This is a genomic window from Longicatena sp. 210702-DFI.1.196 (assembly GCF_020563125.1).
Classification (GTDB): domain Bacteria; phylum Bacillota_I; class Bacilli_A; order Erysipelotrichales; family Erysipelotrichaceae; genus Longicatena; species Longicatena caecimuris.
The window spans coordinates 1-16,149 of the sequence record NZ_JAJCPX010000051.1; the positions used below are offsets into that span (position 1 = coordinate 1).

The window sequence follows — 16,149 nt, forward strand, 5'->3', positions numbered from 1 at the left end:
GGAACCGTACGTACGGTGGTGTGAGAGGGTGATTTATTTCACCCTACTCGATTTGATAAGGTTAAGTGTTTTAGCATACTTTTACGTTTGTATGGGGAATATTTGATATTATGAATGGTGTGATAAAAGCGTAAAAAATTGCTTATCTTTATCATCATGATCAATGGAAAGAATTCTGTTATTTCTCTGCATCGTGTTATAGCAGTATGGTAATCGCTTTATGATGATTTTGGATCTTGGCACAATGCACGCTTCCTCCATCTTCTCCATCTAAGGTCCATGGTATTGCTTGATCACAAGTAATCGTCAAAGCAGAAGTTGTCAGAAAATGCATCCAGGTAGTATTTACTTCGCGTTTTAATAAGGCCGTTATAATATTTTGCACATCTAATAGATTATTCGGTACGCGCAGTAAAAGTACTTCAAATAAACCATCATCTAATTTGGCATGTTCCCCGGTGATAGAAGTAAAGCCTGCCACATAACGTGAATTGGTTATACAGCCAAAGATACAATCCTCCTCAATACGCATATCTTTTGTTTCTAAAACTATATGATAACGTGGGATATGGGTCAGCTGCTTAATGCCTTCCAAAAAATAAGCAGCCTTGCCAAAGGTGTTTTTACTTCCTTGAGGTGTCGAATAGGAGATTTCGGTGAACAGACCAAAGGCGGCAACATAGGTGAAATAGCGTTTGTTGAACTGACCGATATCACAAGCAAAAGGCGTTGGTGTTGCCAGATGTTCCATCAGCTTACCAGGACTTTTTGCTAATTTCAGTGTTGAGGCAAAATCATTAACGGTTCCCGTTGGAAGATAAGCGACTGCCGGTTTTTGTGCCACCTTCATTAGACCGCTGATAACTTCATTCCATGTGCCATCTCCTCCACAGCATAACAGTAAATCAAATTGTTCGGCCTTTTCTTCAACCAATTGGCGTGCATGGTTACCATACTGTGTCACAAATACCTTGACTTCATCTTCCATAGCACAAAATGCATTGCATAAGGTAAATAAATTTGCTTTGGCATTTCCTTTACCGGCTTTTGGATTGACAATAAGCATGACTTGCCGCATGGTATCACCTCCTGCATATAACTAACATTATAATGAAAAAGGCCAAAAATTACCAATAATTTATCGTAATCTTTTTCTATTCGTTCATGTAGCAGTCAAACTTACGCATATATATAAGCAGACGTAATTGAAAATTCAAAGAAAAAAGGTTTCTTTTTTGACCCCATTTCGATATACTGTTTAAGGAAAGAAAGAAGTGAAAGAATGAAGAGTGATCAACTGCTGAATGTCGTAGGATATGCCGGTAAATTATTAATTGAGAGTGGAGCGGAAATCTATCGGGTGGAAGAAACCATGGTCCGCCTATGCCACAGTTTTCATGAGGTACAGGATGCGGAAAGTTTTGTTACGCCAACCGGTATCATGTTGTCAATCACGGTGGATGGTAAGACTTCGACAAAAATCATGCGCGTACATTCAAGAGGGGTCGATCTAAATTGCATTGACCGTATCAATGCATTGTCAAGAAGAGCGAGTGAAACTGCTTTTTCTTTAGAAGAATTGAATCAACAATTGCAGGAAATTGGTCGAAAAGAGCGTTATTCATTTGGGATGACCTTACTATTCAGTGCGCTTAGTGCAGGAGGTTTTGCCATCTTCTTTCAAGGCAGTATGTTAGAGGCAGGCTGTGCCTTTTTCATCGGTTTGATTATTAAAGCAATTACGTGGTTTATGGAACAGCGAGATTTAAATAATTTTTTCATTAATGCGATTGGAGCGGCTTTTGCGGCGATGGTTGCATTAGGTCTGCATAAGTTGTTAGCGAATACGGATGTTGATATTATGATTATTTCCAGCATTATGTTATTAGTGCCGGGACTGGCAATCACCAACGCCATACGGGATACGGTTGCCGGTGATTATTTATCCGGAGTTGCCAGAGCCTGTGAAGCATTTTTAGTGGCGATTGCCATTGCGGTAGGCATCGGTTTTATCTTAAGTATTTTCATGGTACAAGGAGGTGTCTGATATGCTGAATCTGGGCAGTGTGATGATTTCCAGTTTTCTTGCCAGCTTAGGATTTGGGGTGTTATTTAATATCAAAGGAAATAAATTATTACTAGCTGGTATTGGCGGCAGTATTGGCGGTGTTGTGTATCAATTGTCCATGCAGTATGGCTGTAGTGAAATGATGGCGATGTTTTTGGGATCTATCGCTTTTTCACTTTATTCAGAAATCTTAGCACGTATCTGTAAGACACCGGTCACGACCTTTATCATTTGCGCCTTAATTCCTTTGGTACCCGGTGGTGGTATGTATCGCATGATGTTACAGGCGATCCAGGGACATGTAGATGAGGCATTAAATATTGGCTTAGATACGATTAGTATTGCAGGCGTTTTGGTGTTAGGTATCTTAATGGTTTCAACAATCATGCGCTCAGTTTTTAAAACGAAACGGCAGGTGAAAAGAAGTGAGAACTAATGTGGAATTATTAGCTCCGGCAGGAAGCTTTGAGGCATTGCAGGCAGCCGTTCAAAATGGTTGTGATGCAGTATATTTAGGAGGAACTATGTTTGGCGCAAGAGCATTTGCGCATAATTTTGATGATACGCAGATGGAAACGGCAGTTAAATATGCACATGTATATGGTGTGCGGGTATATGTAACCGTGAATACACTGCTTTATGAGAAGGAAATGGAAGAAGTCATAGCGTATGTAAAACGTTTGCAGGATATGGATGTCGATGCTTTGATCATTCAGGATGTCGGCTTATTTACCTTGCTGCATGAGCGATTTCCGGATATGGAGTTACATGCATCTACACAGATGCATATTCATAATCCACAAGGCATTGCGATGTTACAGGAAATGGGGGCAGCCAGAGTGGTTGTTCCAAGAGAAACAACGATTGAAGAAATTCGCGAATATGCAAAACTTGGCGTAGATTTGGAAGTGTTTGTACAAGGGGCTTTATGTGTATCGTATTCCGGACAGTGTCTGATGTCTTCTCTGACTTTGGCACGCAGTGGAAATCGAGGAGAATGTGCCCAATCCTGTCGAATGCAATATACATTGGAAGAAGATCATCATGGTTTACACAAAGAAATCACGACCAAAGGGCAGTATTTGTTAAGTCCGAAGGATTTAAATACCTTAGAACAAGTACCAACCTTAATTGAGGCAGGGATAGCATCCTTTAAGATTGAAGGCAGAATGAAGCGTCCAGAATATGTAGCCTTAATGTGTGCCTTATATCGTAAAGCAATAGATGCGTATACTCGTAAGGAAACGTTTCATGTAGATGCTGCTATGAAACAGGAAATGGAAAAAGTGTTTCATCGTGGCTTTACCAGCGGACATCTCTTTCACCAGGTTGGAAGTGCGTTAATGAATCCGCTGCGTCCCAATCATATGGGCGTGCGTGCAGGTATCATTGAACAGATCAGCAAAGATAAGATGACCGTAAAATTGGTAGATGATTTACATCAAGGAGATGGTGTGCGTATTTTGAAAGCCAAAGGGGATGAGGGCTTTCGTGTCAATCGTATGTATCAAAATGGCTTATTAGTGAATCACGCAAAAAAGAATGAACGCATTCAATTGGATAAAACCGGTTATGTGGAAAAAGGCAGTATATTGTTAAAGACGAGTGATTGTCAACAGCTGGAAGCTTTGCGAGCATCCTATGAGCAGCGTTCACGTACCATTCCCATTCAAGCATCCTTTTCCATGCAGCTTCAGAAAAAAGCAAAATTGATCGTTAAAGATGAGCAACAGCATCAAGTGGAAGTCTTTTCCGATATGCCATGTGAAAAAGCAATGAAAACCCCTTTATCTAAGGAACGCATCCTGGCACAACTACAAAAAACAAAGGATACGCCATTTGCTATCAGCTGCTGTGATATGAGTAATGTTGTAAGTAATGGCATTTTACCTATTAAGGAATTGAATCGCATGCGCAGAAAGGCATTGGAGCAATTGCAGAAACTGCGTGAAGTACGAAATGGTGTTCGACGTTTTGCAGAAGAAAAAGCAAAGGTTATCGCTTTGCCATCAATGCGTGAAGTCATGATTGTCGTACATACAAAAGAACAATATGAAGTATGTCGTGAAGAAGGTTTTTCTTCTATTTACATAGCGGATGTCAGCTTATATCAAACTTTACGACAAGCCAATGAAACAGTCTATTTACGTGAAGAGCGCGTAAAAAAAGATGCTTATACACAACCTCATACTTTAATTCAAGAAACGGCAGGATTAAGTTTTGCTCAAGCTCATGCCGGAGATACTTCTTTGAATATCACAAATTCTTATAGCGCTGCTTTTGCCTTTGCAAACGGTGTGGACATTCTTACCTTATCAGTGGAACATACCCCGGATACCATACAGGAATTAACCACGGCATTTCAAAAGTGTTATCATAGAACAGGCAATTTTGCTGTACAACTATATGGTCATGTGGAATTGATGCTGAGTGAATATTGCCCGATACAGGCATGTCTAAAGGATGATGGTAAGAAACAGTGTGGTTTATGTCGAAAAGCAACACGCTATAATCTGAAGGATTTGAAAGGGCATCGCTATCCGATTTTAAGTGATGTACACTGTCGTATACATTTATTGAGTGAGGATGCCTATGATCATATCGCAGAATGGAAGGCGTATCAAAAGCTTGGTATCACTTCGGCACTTATTGTCTTTACGATAGAAGATGCGCATAAGACACGACGTGTTTTGCGGAAAGTGAAGGAACAGGTTCATGTCGACTAAGGTATCTTCAAATCGGCTATTGAATGATCGTGTGCATCGGCTATATCTGCATTATCTTTTCCCTACGCTGATTGCGATGGCGAGCAATTCCTTGTATTGCCTGGCAGATGTCTTCTTTATTTCCAAAGGTGCCGGCAGTACCGGTTTAGCGGCATTGAATATCGCTATGCCATTGTTTACACTATATTCTGCTATCGGCTTAACATTTGGAGTTGGGGGAGCTACGATCATGTCCATTGCGGAAGGAACAGGACATATGCAAGAAAGAAATCAGGCATTTACTTGCAGTGTGTTGGGCATGAGTGTAATAGGATTGTTTATTGCGGTTTTTGGGACGATATTTGCTCAACCTTTTGCCTACATGTTAGGAAGCAGTCAAGAGCTTTTGCCACATGTTATGGAATATATGCGTCCAATCAATGCTTGTGCCATGTTTTTTGTCATTAATTATGCCGGCAGTATCTTATTACGTAATGATCATGCCCCCAAGCTTGCCATGCAGGCTACCTTATGTGGCAATATTACGAATATCATCTTAGATTATCTTTTGGTCATGGTCTTTGGCATGGGGCTTTTTGGTGCTTCCATTGCGACTGCTTTATCAGCCGTATTAAGTTTATTGTTTATGTTGCCACATTTTTTCTTTAAGCAAAATACGGTGCACTTTTGTAAGAATATCTTTTCTATTGAAGTATGGAAACGTATGCTGATGAATGGAGCCGGTAGCGGTGTGTTGGAAATCAGTGCCGGAAGCGTAGTGCTCATTTTTAATTATGTTATTGTCCAAGAGGCAGATCAGCTATTCTTAGCTGCTTATGCCATCGTCACCAATATCGCTTATGTTACCAAAGGGTTATTAAATGGCTTTGCCCAGGCCGCACAGCCAATTATATCGACGAATTATGGGGCAAGACAAAAAAAGCGGACCCAGCAGGCATTTCATATATCCTTAATTGCCAGCTCTCTTTTTGCGTTACTTTTATACATCCTTTTTCTCCTTTTTCCTAACACTGTGGCTGCCATTTTCAGTGATGGAGATATGCAGCTTATTGCCAGTGCCGGGGATGGCATTCGCTTTTATTTTACAAGCTTGTTTTTTACGGCCATCATCACCATGATTCTATATTATTTGCAAGCCATTGAATGTAGCCGTGCTGCTACTATTTTGGCTCTTTTGAAAGGATTTGTCTTTGTGATCATATCATTATTTATCATGGTCCATCTATTTGGGATGAATGGCATTTGGTTTACGATTACGCTGGCAGAAGGATTGGCAGTACTCAGTGGTTTCTGGCTGTTAAAAAAGTTATGAAAAATTGATAATAAAATACAGTCGTTGTATCGTTATGTAGAAAATATAAGAAAAACACCCTTCGCTTACCTGTTCGCAAAACAGCAGTCTTCTTAAAGGGTGTTTTCTTATGTCTTTATGAAGGAGTAATTTTAAAAGATCAATCAATAATATGCGGATCAATCTCATTGAATCCTTCGCCGTAACGATGTAGACGATAGGTAGCCGGTCCTTTGATCAATTCACCGGTATAGGAAAAACGAGAACCATGACATGGACAATCCCAGGTCTTATCCATGGCGTTAAAATGGCAAACACAACCTAAATGCGGACAAGTCACATCGACGATATGCAGAATTTCTTCCTCATCACGATATACACCATAAGTATGATCATCAATCTGCACTAGTTTCCCTTCACCGATATCAGGATATTGGTCATCGGGATGTTTAAATTTACCTTTAATAAATTCATAGGCAACGTTTAGATTTTCCTTTACAAAAGGTAGGGAGAAGATATCCGACATCCGTTGTGGTGTAAATATTACGCGATATTGGCTGCGTTTACCTAGTGCATGTGCACATAAAAGCTTTCCGGCGATATTTGCACTGGTATTGCCCCATTTAGAAAAACCGCTGGCAAATAACAAGTTTTCATTATGCTTATCTAATTTACCAATGAAGGGGATATGGTCAAAAGAGATATAATCTGAATTGCTCCAACCGGCTTTTACATCACCAATGCTAGAACTTTGGGCAGCTTCTTTGAGCATTTCCTGCAAATCGCTGCTATCCTGCTGACCGCTTTTACCGCTGTTTCCTCCGATTAAAATGCCATCTCTGATGGAGTTCCAGGAACGCATCGGGGTATCGATTGATAATGCCGTACAGTCTTCTCCATGATAGTCACAAAGTAAAATTGTTTCTTGATCACAGCGCATGCGGGCGAAGTAGAAATGTCCATGATCCAATATAGGAAACTGCGTGGCAAGAATGACTTTTTTAGCATGAATACGTTGATTGTTACAAAGCAGTGTATAACTGCCATCTGCTTCTTCTTGCAAGTCACTCACGGGAGAATGCTCATAAAGTGAAACGCCTGCATCACGAAGCACCTTAGCCAAACCGCAAGCATATGCATAAGGATCATACACTGCCTGATAATGCATGATAAGTCCAGCTTTCATCGCAAAAGGCGTTGTTTGTTTTTCCACATAGGTACAAGGAATATGCAGATCCAAATACACTTGATATTCATCTTGCAACTGGGCAATTTGTACATCATCATTTGTATATAGCATCGTATCACAACGATGAAAATCGCAATCAATCCCATGCTCCTGAATGATTTCTTCGATGGAAGTGATTGCTTCTTCATTTGCATGATAGTATAATCGCGCAAAATGTTTGTCATAGCTTTCTAATAAATGACGATAGATTAAGCCATGCTGCGATGTGACCTTTCCCGTATTGCGCCCGCTGGCTCCACGACCAATTTCCTCAGCCTCTAAAACAATGATGTCTTCTTTTGCTCTAGAAAGATAATAAGCGCTGCTTAACCCACATAAACCACCACCGATAATGACAATATTCGTATCCAATTCCTTTGTGACTTGCGGAAATTGGAGCTGTTGTTTTTGTTTGTTGATCCAATAAGAATCGTTCATGCTCTCACCTCGTTATCCTTTATCATGCCCCATACATGGTTTTTTATAAGTTGACATTCATTTTTATTTACGCTATCATAAAAAGCAAGATGAAGGAGTGATAGGATGTACAATCGATAATGAAACTTAAAAATGAATCCGTAAACAGAATCGTTTTTGTCGTGTCATTATCGTATGATCACTTATCCTGATGAACAATCACACAAAGAACGTCTGACGTTCTTTTCTTTTGTGTCAAAAGGAGGTATGTCCATTGCTTATTCTAAAAGATGTTACAATAAAAGATCAAAAGAATCATATATTACTTGATAAATTTAATTATTCCCTGGGAAATGAAGATAAGGTAGGAATTATCGGTGAAGAGGGAAATGGAAAATCAACCTTATTAAAAGCAATTTATAATACAAAACAAATAGAAGACTATGCAGAGGTAAGTGGAACGATTATTACAGACATGAAACATATCGGCTATTTTGAACAACAGTTAAATGACAAATGGCAGGAAAGCTATGTATATGAATATGTTTTAAAAAATGATGTTGCGGATATCATAGAAGCAGAAGACTATAATCGCCTAAAAGAATTTGAACAATTATGTCATCAGGTACATCTGGATGCCACCTGTTTGACATCAGAACAAAAAATCAAAACGTTAAGCGGTGGAGAAAAGGTTAAACTTCAACTGATAAAGTTGCTAGCCAGTCATCCGGAGCTATTACTTTTCGATGAGCCGACCAATGATTTGGACATTGAAACACTGGAATGGTTGGAACAATTCATCGTTCAACAGACAATACCGGTTATTTTTATATCACACGATGAAACATTATTGGAACATGCGGCCAATGTCATCATCCATCTGGAACAGCGAAATAAGAAAACAAAATGTGTGCATACGATCTATCGTGGTACCTATCAAGAGTATGTTAACAGCAGAGCAATGAAATTAAATAAAGAAGCCGCCTTAGCTTCGAAAGAACAGTTGGAATATCAAAAAAAGATGATCAAATTGAACGATATGCGTAATGCGGTACATGATGCATTGAATGATACGGTGCGCAACCCATCCATGGGGCAATTATTGAAAAAGAAAATGAAAAATATCAAGGCACTGGAAAACCGTCATGAAAGAGATGGGGTTCATAAGGTGGATACAGTAGAAGAAGCCATTGATGTCTATTTTGAAGCAACACCTTTACCGGCTGCGAAAATAGTTATGCAGTATCAGCTAAAGGAATTGCGCATACAAGAAAGAATACTGTTACAAGATGTTGATTTATTGATAAAGGGGCAAGCAAAAGTGGTAATTACAGGACGCAATGGCTGTGGAAAAAGTTTATTATTGAAAAGACTTTATGAAGAAATCAAGCTGCGCGATGATCTTAAGGTTGGGTATATGTCGCAAGCATACGCACAATGTTTTCAAGAACATGAGACACCTATTCAATTTCTCTTGGAAGAAGGTGATCAAAAGGATGTTACCAGAGCCAGGGAATTACTAGGAAGAATGAAATTTACGAGTGATGAAATGATACATTCCCTCATGGAATTAAGTGAAGGACAAAAAGCAAAAGTGTATCTTTTACGCTTCATTAAAACCAATTGCAATGTCTTACTGTTAGATGAGCCGACCCGCAATTTATCACCACTTACAAATCCGCTTCTTCGTCAGATCTTAAAGGAATTTAAAGGCTGTATCCTTGCGGTATCACATGATCGTAAGTTCATAGAAGAGGTTTTTACAACGCGATATCAAATCGTCGGGCAAAGGCTCATAAGATGGAAGTGATTATGATAGAGTAATGCCATAAACATGCGATAAGAAAATGTGAAAATTTTACTCATGTGCAAAGGGTATGATAAAATAAAAAAGCAAATGGATACACGCCTTCGTAGTTAAGAGAGGAAGATTTTATATGGCAATTATTGGAATAGATTTAGGTACAACCAATTCATTGGCCTGTGTTTGGCGAAATAACAAAGCAGAATTGATCCCAAATGCATTAGGGGAATATATAACACCAAGTGTCGTCAGTGTAAAGGATGATGAAATCTTAGTAGGACGATTAGCAAAGGAACGTCTGATTACCCATCCCCAAGACAGTGTTGCTGCGTTTAAGCGGGACATGGGTACAGCCAAGCAATATACGTTAGGTAATAAGACATTTAAACCTGAAGAGTTAAGTTCTTTTATCCTACGCCAACTGATTGAAGATGCAAAAATGTATTTGCAGGAAGACATCGAAGAGGTCATTATCAGTGTGCCGGCATATTTTAACGATGATCAGCGTTGGGCGACAAAGACAGCAGGGGCATTGGCGCAAGTAAAAGTGGAACGAATTATCAATGAGCCAAGTGCTGCTGCGTTAGCACAGCATATTCATGATGATGGGGAAGACAAAACTTTTCTCATTATCGATTTTGGTGGTGGTACTTTAGATATTTCCGTTGTAGATGCTTTTGATAATGTGATTGAAATAGCTGCGGTTGCCGGCGATAATCATTTAGGTGGGGAAGATTTTAACACCGTGATCGCTGAAGCCTTTTTAAGGGAACATGGTCTGTATGCTACAGATATCAGTGTCCAGGAAAAAGCGATGTTAATGAAGCAGGCAGAAATATGCAAACGTAAACTGAGTGAACAGGATGAGGTGAACATGAAAGTACGCATCCATGATACGCTTTTGAGTATGAAACTTACAAATCAGCAGCTGATTCTGTTGGGTAATAGCATCTTAACACGGATGGAAGGTCCCTTAAAACAAGCATTAAAGGATGCTGGTGATGATATTGGAGATATTGATGATATCATCCTTGTCGGGGGCTCTTGTAAGATGCCAGTCGTTCAGCATTATATAGAATATCTGACTAAGCATACCGTAACTATGCACTTGGATCCGGATAAGGCGATTGCTTATGGATGTGGAACAGCAGCCGGTATTAAAGAACGCAATCAAGAAATCAAAGATATGCTCCTTAGTGATATCTGTCCCTTCACTTTAGGCACTGCTATATATCCCGACGGGCTGAAGGATGCAATTATGAGTCCTTTGATTGAACGTAACAGTGTATTGCCATGTAGTCGGGAATCTTTGTATACGACTATACATGATCAACAAGAAGTCATTGATTTTGAAATTTATCAGGGAGAACATTACCATGCAGAAGATAATCTGTTATTAGGCAATTTAGAAGTTAAGGTACCACCCAATAAAAAAGGTAAGGAAATCGTAAAGGTTCGTCTAACTTATGATATAAATGGCATTTTAGAGGTGGATGCCTTTGTAATTTCTACCCGGCAAAGTTTTCATAAGATGATCTTATCGAAAAATAATCGTATGAGTGAGGCAGAAATTAAGCAAAAGCTCCAAGCATTAAAGGAGTTGAAGATACATCCACGTGATAAAGAACGTAATCGCTTATTACTGGCACGTGGTGAACGAATGTTTTTAGAACTTGTAAAAGAAGAACGTCAAATGGTAGCAGATCTGATGCGCTATTTTGAACAGGTATTGGAAAGTCAGAATGAACGTGCGATTGATCATGCTTATCATGAAGTCAGCCGACGCCTGGATAGCATAGAAGGGGATGGGGATACAACGACGATTCCTCGTTATTTTCAAGCATAGGGGGAATGAAGTATGAAATCTTGTTGGGAAATTTTAGCAATCACAGAAACAACAGATCTAAAAGCCATTAAAAAAGCCTATAGTAAAATGGTGAGACAATATCATCCTGAAGATGACCCCGAAATGTATCAAACGATACGCCAAGCTTATGAAAGCGCCCTAAAAATAGCCAAACAAAGCGCTATGTCGCAATCTGCAGAAAGTAACAATCAAGCGGAACATGAAGATATGCATAGCATCTATGAAAGGTTATTTGCTTTTGAAAAAGAGGAAGTTCATGCGAATGATGATGAAGAAGCGTACAAAGATGTTTTTGATGTATTGCAGTATATACAAAATAACTTTGTTGAAAAGTGGAAACAGCTCTATGAAACACAAGCCACATACAATGAATGGGAACAATTTTTTCAAGAGTATAAAGGTTTTGAAGACTATTTATTCGAAGCGTTAGAGGAATTAATACCATATCATAAAGACAATTGCGTATTTTCATGCGATACAGCGCTTCTTCTACGCTTGCGTCTTTCACTCTATCAATTTAAAAGAATAGAAACAAGCGTTCCTATCGAAGCCTTTGATGAACAATTAAAAAGGCAGACGATGATGGAGCTAAAGACACCGACTGCTGTTTTGCTGTCCATAAAAGAAAAGTATTTCTATGCACTTTTGCATCTCGTATTGATGGATTGGGCAGCACTCGACCAAAGTCCGCTGCGGACACAGCCATCCAGCTGGCAAGCTTTTTTTAAGACAGTAAGTTTTCAGCTGGTGAAACAAGAAGTTAAATTCCATGAACTCTTATGGAAGACATTGGATCGTCCAAAGCCACTTCAAAGCGAGGTACAACAGATGATGCAAGAGCAGCTTTCCTTGCCAAAGGAAAGTGAAGTGCTTGCTCATATAAGTGGAAAATGTTTTGACATAGTTGATTTCTCTGATTTGATGAGTAAACAAAGACCTGTTGAAGATACGGTGTTGGAGCGATGGATAATGCTGAGTGAATCAACTAAACGAAACGATACAGCGGTATGGATAACCTTTTTAAGTACGAATGCCTTTTTAGAAGCTAGGACAAATGGGCAATTCTTAAAACGCTTATCAGAGTATATCTTACCAAAGAAACGATATCGTCAATCTATCAAAGATCTTATGGATAGACAATTAAAATTATCATCCTATTTACTGTCTATCCAAAACAAAGCAGCGCAAGGTATCCCACCTGAGCAAGACGTAAAGAAAGCTGTCTTTCAATTGCATCAGTACTTGTCGAAAAGCAGAAAAGTACAGACTCCATCTAAATTACCATATATCATTGCAGTGGCCGTATTGTTTAGCATTATGACTGCTATGAATTACCAAGCAAAAGAGGAAAAAGATAGAATGAAGGAGTATAGCAATATTGTTCATTCTAGTTTTGATGAAAATATATATGATTTAGGCTTTATCATTTATGTCGAAGAAAAAGAAGGTAAAAAGATTTTGATGCAGGGTGATGAAGAATTGCTAGAAGTTAAAGATTATCGTAACAATAAAAGTAATTATCGCATTGTGAAGCTTAAAGACGGTTGGCATTTTTATGACCTTGCATATCGTCAAGTCATGGATGAGGTATATGATGACATTTTGGTTGTGAAAGGCAAAGATGGGGAGAGTGAATATTATGCAGCTTGTCTGCATGGTAAATGTGCCCTTTACGATGAACAATTAATAAGAGTAGAAGACTATAAATATATGAAGGATGATTTCCAAGGAAAATACTATGCTGATGGAAAACTGCATGATAAAAAATAAAATGTGATGAAAGGCTGCGCATACATCGGAAGCAAAGATGTTGGCAGCTTTTTTCATTTACTGATGAAAATATATATGACTTTACTGAAGCAAGACATCGTCAAAAAATCTTACATTTTATGGTTGCGTATGCAACTTTCATACGGTATAATACAATAGTTGTTTATGCAACGGTAAGTTAAGAGGTGATGAAATGCCTGCTATTAGTAAATATTCTTCCATGGTATATCGGCTAAGTCAGATTTATTTCGATGAACAACTGGCACCCTATCATATTGGCTGTGGACAGCAGTTTTTTCTATTACATATCTATCGTCATCCGGGGATTAATCAATATGAGCTTGCATATCAAGATCATTATGATAAAGGAACGACGGCCAGAGCAGTAAAAAAATTAGAGGAGCAGGGTTACGTATTGCGACGCAGTGATGAACATGATCGTCGTATCACGAAACTGTATGTGACAAAAAAAGGTGAGGCCATTGTTGAGATGATCAATCAAGTGCTTGCTGATTGGCATGCGATCATCACAGATGGGTTAAGTGATGAAGAATGCGAAGTTACAGCGCGCCTCATGGGAAGAGTAGCAGCGAATGCAGCTGCTTTCGTTAAAAAGAAATAAGGAGGGAATCTATGGAACAACATGTACATCCAAAAACAAGAAATCCATTAGGGTATCAGCCGATTGGACGGCTGTTAATGCGTTTTGCTATTCCCAGTGTCATCAGTATGCTGGTGAATGCATTATATAATATTGTTGATCAAATTTTCATCGGGCAAGGTGTTGGTTATCTGGGAAATGCCGCAACAACGGTCACATTTCCTTTGATGACAATTCTTTTGGCAATAGGCACGATGTTGGGAGCCGGTGGTAGTGCTTATGCGGCAATCAAATTAGGGGAAAAGAAAGAAGACGAAGCCGAAAATACATTGGGAAATGAATTTTTGATGCTGTTGGTCATCGGTCTTTTGATTACTGTAATTGGTTTAGTCTTCTTAGAACCTATATTAAACTTATTTGGCGCAACACCGAAAAATATGGCCTATTCGAAAGACTATGCAAGCATTATTTTGTTAGGATCTACGTTTAATTTGTTAGGTATCGGATTATCCAATATGGCAAGAACGGATGGCAGTCCTAATGTCGCCATGTATAGTATGCTGGCAGGTGCTATTTTAAACACGATGCTCGATCCATTTTATATTTTTGTCTTGCATTGGGGAGTAAAAGGTGCTGCGATTGCGACCATAACATCACAAATCATTGGTGCTGTCATCTTACTATATTATTTCTTGAAAAAAGGTCATATGCGTTTACGCTTTGATCATATGAAGTTAAAATCATCCATCTGTAAAGCGATTTTCGCATTAGGAATCTCTAGTTGTATTACACAGACAGCAGCGACAATTATGCAGGTTGTCATGAATAACTCTTTGGTATATTATGGTGATATGACATCGACCGGTGGAGATGTGGCATTAAGTGCTATGGGCATTGTCTTAAAGGTTTCGATGATCATTACTGCTATTTGTGTGGGCATTGGTATTGGTGCGCAACCCATTTTGGGATTTAATAAAGGCGCAAATCAACCAAAGCGCATTAAAAGTACTTATAAGCGTGCGGCTGGTATTGCGACAATTACTTCCATTGTTGGCTGGTTGTTATGCATTACCATTCCTCATATCATATTATCTTTATTTGGCAGTGGCAATGCGACATTTACCGAATTTGCTATCCGCTGTATGCGTATCTTTATGATGGGAATCTTTTGTGCAGGGTTCCAGATAACAGCGACAAGCTATTTTCAGGCAACCGGGCAGCCATTAAAGGCGAGTGTCTTATCGATGATGCGGCAATTGATCTTATTGATCCCTTTAATTTTAATCTTACCTATGATCTTTGGTTTAAATGGTATTTTATATGCCGGTCCGATAGCCGATATAACAAGTGGTATTGTTGTATTCGGTTTTATCTCTCATGAAATGAAGAAATTGGACAAGCAGATTGAGGATGAAGATGGAAAAGAAGAATTAGGGGTACTGGAATAGACTATTAAGAAACAGAAGCTAAAAGATAGGAAAATCTGATTCTCATAATCCTTTATGAACGCGCATGTAAGGATACTGCCTTATATCGCATAAGCAATGAAGAGTGGCAATTGCCACTTTTTTATTGTGTGGCGGGCATGCCACATATCTAGGGTGAAAATCCCTCGGGGCGTAGTTATCGACGAACCCAAGAGCGACTTGCAAGTTTCATATCGTGAGGTATGGGAGAGAGGAAGCAATAGCGAAATCGTGGCTTAACGGACAGGAAGTCTGAACATTAAATTCAGACGGCTGATAATAAGGCGGCATTAGCGGATGAGATGGCATGAAGCATCAAAGTCCAAAAGATAACCGTAACCTAATGGCGTAAATCAGATAAGTAAACGAGGAAAGATATGTGACTTACCCCGCGAGGTCTCATTGGCTTAGTAGGCGAGACGTAGAACGACGTGCAGTCGAGGAGTAGTAACAACGAACAATGAGAAGTCAGCCGAGGTCATAGTAGGTAGAAATACTGAAGGACTGAACGTTTTAATCGCACGAGCAAAATGTGTGTTTCTTACAACAATCAGACAGGGGTATGAGTGAAAACGTAAATGAGCAAATATCCAAAACACATATGATGATTTGTAAGAAAGCGGAAAGGATAGGAGTGCACAAAGTATGTCAAAACTATTAGAAAAGATACTGAACAGAGAAAATATGAACAAAGCCTATAAACGTGTAAAAGCGAACAAAGGAACAAGCGGAATTGATGAAATAACGATTGAGGATGCCTATGTTTATATAAAAGAGAACTGGGAACGTATCAGAGCTGAAATCACAGAGAGGAAGTACAAACCACAGTCAGTAAAGCGGGTTGAAATACCAAAAGCGAATGGAGGAACTAGAAATCTGGGGATACCAACGGTAATGGATAGAATCATCCA

General features: G+C 39.2%; 11 protein-coding genes and 1 pseudogene. 10 read left to right on the forward strand and 2 right to left on the reverse strand.

Annotated elements, in window-relative coordinates:
- Window positions 1-196 precede the first annotated feature (196 nt).
- On the reverse strand, window positions 197-1,078 hold the full coding sequence (locus LI241_RS14420) for a diacylglycerol kinase family protein (RefSeq protein ID WP_008689779.1): 882 nt from the start codon (window positions 1,076-1,078) through the stop codon (window positions 197-199).
- A gap of 204 nt (window positions 1,079-1,282) precedes the next feature.
- On the opposite strand from LI241_RS14420, the gene LI241_RS14425 reads away from it, so the two are divergent.
- Genes LI241_RS14425 through LI241_RS14440 form a run of 4 tightly spaced genes read left to right on the forward strand, consistent with a single transcriptional unit; the run spans window position 1,283 to window position 6,106 of the window.
- Complete coding sequence (locus LI241_RS14425; RefSeq protein ID WP_119957647.1) at window positions 1,283-2,047, forward strand: threonine/serine exporter family protein; 765 nt, start codon at window positions 1,283-1,285, stop codon at window positions 2,045-2,047.
- 1 nt (window position 2,048) lies between these two features.
- Complete coding sequence (locus tag LI241_RS14430; RefSeq protein ID WP_008689777.1) at window positions 2,049-2,504, forward strand: threonine/serine exporter family protein; 456 nt, start codon at window positions 2,049-2,051, stop codon at window positions 2,502-2,504.
- The gene (locus LI241_RS14435; protein WP_017144568.1) at window positions 2,494-4,794 is read left to right on the forward strand and encodes a U32 family peptidase; all 2,301 of its coding nucleotides are present in this window, start codon (window positions 2,494-2,496) and stop codon (window positions 4,792-4,794) included. Before LI241_RS14430 ends, LI241_RS14435 begins: the two co-directional genes overlap by 11 nt.
- Window positions 4,784-6,106, forward strand: coding sequence for an MATE family efflux transporter (locus tag LI241_RS14440; RefSeq protein ID WP_008689775.1), 1,323 nt, complete (start codon window positions 4,784-4,786; stop codon window positions 6,104-6,106). Before LI241_RS14435 ends, LI241_RS14440 begins: the two co-directional genes overlap by 11 nt.
- Before the next feature lie 139 nt (window positions 6,107-6,245).
- On the opposite strand, the gene LI241_RS14445 is transcribed toward LI241_RS14440, so the two are convergent.
- Window positions 6,246-7,751: an FAD-dependent oxidoreductase gene (locus tag LI241_RS14445; protein WP_008689774.1), complete on the reverse strand. Its 1,506-nt coding sequence runs from the start codon at window positions 7,749-7,751 to the stop codon at window positions 6,246-6,248.
- A 253-nt stretch (window positions 7,752-8,004) separates the two neighbouring features.
- On the opposite strand from LI241_RS14445, the gene LI241_RS14450 reads away from it, so the two are divergent.
- From LI241_RS14450 to LI241_RS14475, 6 genes and pseudogenes are all read left to right on the forward strand, one after another.
- Complete coding sequence (locus LI241_RS14450; RefSeq protein WP_227151389.1) at window positions 8,005-9,540, forward strand: ATP-binding cassette domain-containing protein; 1,536 nt, start codon at window positions 8,005-8,007, stop codon at window positions 9,538-9,540.
- 127 nt (window positions 9,541-9,667) lie between these two features.
- Window positions 9,668-11,380, forward strand: a complete 1,713-nt coding sequence (locus LI241_RS14455) for a molecular chaperone HscC (protein ID WP_008689770.1) — start codon at window positions 9,668-9,670, stop codon at window positions 11,378-11,380.
- A 12-nt stretch (window positions 11,381-11,392) separates the two neighbouring features.
- Window positions 11,393-13,171 carry a J domain-containing protein gene (locus tag LI241_RS14460; RefSeq protein ID WP_008689768.1) on the forward strand — a complete coding sequence of 593 codons (1,779 nt, stop codon included), beginning with the start codon at window positions 11,393-11,395 and terminating at the stop codon, window positions 13,169-13,171.
- A gap of 193 nt (window positions 13,172-13,364) precedes the next feature.
- Complete coding sequence (locus tag LI241_RS14465; protein ID WP_008689766.1) at window positions 13,365-13,793, forward strand: MarR family winged helix-turn-helix transcriptional regulator; 429 nt, start codon at window positions 13,365-13,367, stop codon at window positions 13,791-13,793.
- Window positions 13,794-13,804: 11 nt separating this feature from the next.
- Window positions 13,805-15,220 (forward strand): MATE family efflux transporter, encoded by a 1,416-nt coding sequence (locus tag LI241_RS14470; RefSeq protein WP_008689763.1) that lies wholly within the window; start codon window positions 13,805-13,807, stop codon window positions 15,218-15,220.
- 663 nt (window positions 15,221-15,883) lie between these two features.
- Window positions 15,884-16,149 (forward strand): annotated as a pseudogene (locus LI241_RS14475) (group II intron reverse transcriptase/maturase); the annotation flags it as partial.

Bases quoted from the DNA above. Each gene is read 5' to 3' on its own strand.
- LI241_RS14460 (WP_008689768.1), top strand. From the start codon at position 11,393: ATGAAATCTTGTTGGGAAATTTTAGCAATCACAGAAACAACAGATCTA.
- LI241_RS14455 (WP_008689770.1), top strand. From the start codon at position 9,668: ATGGCAATTATTGGAATAGATTTAGGTACAACCAATTCATTGGCCTGT.
- LI241_RS14440 (WP_008689775.1), top strand. From the start codon at position 4,784: ATGTCGACTAAGGTATCTTCAAATCGGCTATTGAATGATCGTGTGCAT.
- LI241_RS14465 (WP_008689766.1), top strand. From the start codon at position 13,365: ATGCCTGCTATTAGTAAATATTCTTCCATGGTATATCGGCTAAGTCAG.
- LI241_RS14430 (WP_008689777.1), top strand. From the start codon at position 2,049: ATGCTGAATCTGGGCAGTGTGATGATTTCCAGTTTTCTTGCCAGCTTA.
- LI241_RS14470 (WP_008689763.1), top strand. From the start codon at position 13,805: ATGGAACAACATGTACATCCAAAAACAAGAAATCCATTAGGGTATCAG.
- LI241_RS14420 (WP_008689779.1), bottom strand. From the start codon at position 1,078: ATGCGGCAAGTCATGCTTATTGTCAATCCAAAAGCCGGTAAAGGAAAT.
- LI241_RS14425 (WP_119957647.1), top strand. From the start codon at position 1,283: ATGAAGAGTGATCAACTGCTGAATGTCGTAGGATATGCCGGTAAATTA.
- LI241_RS14445 (WP_008689774.1), bottom strand. From the start codon at position 7,751: ATGAACGATTCTTATTGGATCAACAAACAAAAACAACAGCTCCAATTT.